The 2,989-nt window shown below is 70.1% G+C and carries 3 protein-coding genes; 2 read left to right on the top strand and 1 reads right to left on the bottom strand.

Annotated features, from left to right (window positions below; all coding sequences use genetic code 11):
* Window positions 1-335 (top strand): DUF2239 family protein (locus ACPUER_RS36200; protein WP_425133505.1); only part of this gene is annotated, 335 nt, incomplete at its 5' end.
* 16 nt (window positions 336-351) lie between these two features.
* Window positions 352-1,683 carry a carotenoid oxygenase family protein gene (locus tag ACPUER_RS36195; protein WP_425133504.1) on the top strand — a complete coding sequence of 444 codons (1,332 nt, stop codon included), beginning with the start codon at window positions 352-354 and terminating at the stop codon, window positions 1,681-1,683.
* A 13-nt stretch (window positions 1,684-1,696) separates the two neighbouring features.
* On the opposite strand, the gene ACPUER_RS36190 is transcribed toward ACPUER_RS36195, so the two are convergent.
* A complete protein-coding gene (locus ACPUER_RS36190) occupies window positions 1,697-2,863 on the bottom strand; it encodes an ABC transporter permease (protein ID WP_310139495.1) in 1,167 nt (388 codons plus the stop codon).
* Between the last annotated feature and the right edge of the window lie 126 nt (window positions 2,864-2,989).

The following is a 2,989-nucleotide window of genomic DNA, read 5'->3' as shown; positions in this document are numbered from 1 at the left end:
GCGTCGTGTCGCGCGAGGTCACGCTGCTGCCGCGTCACTGGGAATGGCTCGGCGCGCAGCCGGGCGGTGCGTCCGTCGCGCTGCGCAAGCTTGTCGAGGACGCGCGGCGCACGCATGCGGCGGCCGACCGGCGCCGCGACGCGCAGGCGCGCGCGTACCACTTCATGTCGGCGATGGCGGGCGACCTGCCCGGGTTCGAGGAGGCCGCGCGGGCGCTGTATGCGAACGACCCGGCACGGCTGGCCGAGCTGATTGCCGGATGGCCGGACGACGTGCGCGACCATGCGCTCGCGCTGGCGCGCGGCGACTTGCCGCCGTCCACCGAAGACTGCTGACGGAGCGTCCGACGCGATGACCACATTCGACCTGAACCGCGGCGCGATCGCGCCGGTCGCCGACGAGGTCGATCTCGTCGACCTGCGCGTGACCGGCGCCATCCCGCGCGAACTCGACGGCACGCTGCTGCGCAACGGCCCGAATCCGCCGGGCGGCCGCTTCGAAGGGAACGACGTGCTGTCGTGGTGGCCGGAAGCCGCGATGCTGCACGCGATCGCGTTCGAACGCGGCCGCGCGGCCGGCTACCGGAACCGCTGGGCACGCACGCGCCGCTGGGCCGCCGTGCATGCGCCCGCGCAGGCGCCGCATCTGCCCGACACCAATCCGAACGTGAACGTGCTGCAGCACGCCGGCGAATTGCTCGCGCTGGCGGAGGGCGGCGCGCCGTTCGCGATCACCGCCGCGCTCGATTCGCTCGGCGTGCCGGAGCGGCATGCGGGTTTCGATGGCGGGATGACCGCGCATCCGAAGGTCGATCCGGAAACGGGCGAACTGATCGCGTTTCGCGCGGACTGGCGCGCGCCGTGGCTGCGCTATGGCGTCGTCGACGCGCAGGGCGTGCAGCGCGTCGACCTCGCGCTCGACGTGCCCGCGCCGTCGATGATGCACGACCTCGCGATCACGGCAACCCGCAGCCTGCTGCTCGACCTGAACGTCGGCTACGACTTCTCGATGCTGAAGCAGGGTCACCGGATGCCGCTGCGCTGGCACGACGACCGGGCCGCGCGCATCGGCGTGATCGCACGCCACGGCGGCGACGTGCGTTGGTTCGGCATCGAGCCGTGCTTCATCCAGCACGTCGTGAACGCGTACGACTGCGACGCATCGTGCATCGTGCTCGATGCGGTGCGCTATCCGTGGTACCTGCGGCTCGACGCGCGCACGGGCCGCTTTGCCGACAACCCGGTCGGCGAGCTGTGGCGCTACGTGATCGATACGGCGAACGGGCTGATCGACGAAGGGCCGCTCGCCGACGGCGGCATCGAACTGCCGCGCATCAACGAAAGCCGGACCGGGCGCCGCTACCGCTATTTGTATGCGGCCGAGCAGCCGAACAATACGGAAATGCGCGGCGTGATGCGCTTCGACCACGTGCGCGGCACGACGACGCGCTACGCGGTGCCGGCCGGCGACCAGAACGGCGAGCCCGTGTTCGTGCCGCGCCCGGGCGGCGTCGACGAGGACGACGGCTGGCTGCTGGTGGTGGTCTACCGCGCGGCGACGGATACGAGCGACGTCGTGATACTCGATGCGCGCGCGATCGATGCGGGGCCGGCCGCGACCGTGCACCTGCCGCGCCGCGTGCCGGCCGGCTTCCACGGCGCGTGGGTGCCGCGCGTGCGCTGAGCGGCCGTGCGCGTCACTGCGCGCGCAGCGCGTCGACGATCTTCAGCCGCGCGGCGCGCATCGCCGGCAGGAACCCGCCGACGAGCCCCATCACGAGCGAGAACAGCAGCGTCTTCACGACGATCGCGGGCGTCAGCACGAAACGGAACGACAAGTCCGCGAAAGTCTGGAAGTTGGTCGTCGAGAACGACGCGAACTGCATCAGCGACGCGCACGCGAGCCCCGCGACGCCGCCGACGAAGCCGAGCAGCAGCGCTTCCAGCAGGAACGCGGCGAGCACGCTCATGCGCTTGAAGCCGAGCGCGCGCAGCGTGCCGATCTCGGCGACGCGGTTCGCGACCGACGCATACATCGTGATCATCGCGCCGATCATTGCGGCGATCGAGAAGATCGTCGACAGCGTGATGCCGAGGATGTTGATGAACTTCGACAGCGCCTTCGACTGGTCGCCGTAGAAGGTCTGCTCGCGCTTCGCCTCGTCGGTCAGCCGCGGGTCGACGTCGATGTCGGCCTTGAAGCGCGCAAAGCCGTCGGCGCTCGGGATGCGCAGCACCATCGACGAATAGCTGGTGCGCCGGAACGACTGCATCAGCTGGTCGACGTCGCCCCAGATCTCCGAATCGAAGCCGCTGCCGCCCGCGTCGAAGATGCCGACGATGGTCCAGTCGCGCTGCGCGAAATGCAGGCTGTCGCCGAGCTGCGTGCTGCTGAAGCCTTTCGCGATCGCGCTGCCGACGATGATTTCCGACGAGCCGGGCACGAACATGCGGCCGGCCACCAGCTTCACATGCGGGCGCAGCGCGAGGCCGGACGGCGACACGCCGCGGATCACGACGTTCGACGGCTTGCCGCTCGACGTCTTCACGAGCGAGATCAGCACCACGGCTTCCTTCGACACGAGCGGCCGGCCGTCGGGGCCGAGCGCGACGGCCGGATGCATCTCGAGCGCGTTGGCCTGCTGGTGGTCGATCGAACTCTGAATCTCGGTTTCGGCGCCCTTGCGGATCACCACGGCGTTGTCGGGTTCGCCGGTCGACACGAGCGTCTGCGTGAGCCCCGCGTCGAGCATCTGCACCGTCGCGAACACGAAGATCACGAGCGCCATCCCGCCCGCGGTGAGCGCGGTGGTGAGCCGCCTGGTCCACAGGTTGCGCGCGATGTAGGTGAGCGGGATCGTCATTAGGGTCTGTTTCCATATGGAACGTGCATGCGTTGGCCCCCCTAACGCCCCCCCCGCCGGCGCGCCCCCCGCCCATAAATCTCCGATACCCCACGAGCGCCCCCCCCCGCCCCGCCCCGTTACTTG

It is taken from the genome of Burkholderia sp. DN3021, from assembly GCF_049805555.1.
GTDB classification, from domain to species: Bacteria; Pseudomonadota; Gammaproteobacteria; order Burkholderiales; family Burkholderiaceae; genus Burkholderia; species Burkholderia pyrrocinia_C.
The sequence above is the reverse complement of the archived record's forward strand: the minus strand, read 5'-3'. Positions and strand labels throughout refer to the sequence as shown.

Excerpts from the sequence above, each read along its gene's own strand:
- ACPUER_RS36195 (WP_425133504.1), top strand. The coding sequence starts at position 352 with ATGACCACATTCGACCTGAACCGCGGCGCGATCGCGCCGGTCGCCGAC.
- ACPUER_RS36190 (WP_310139495.1), bottom strand. The coding sequence starts at position 2,863 with ATGACGATCCCGCTCACCTACATCGCGCGCAACCTGTGGACCAGGCGG.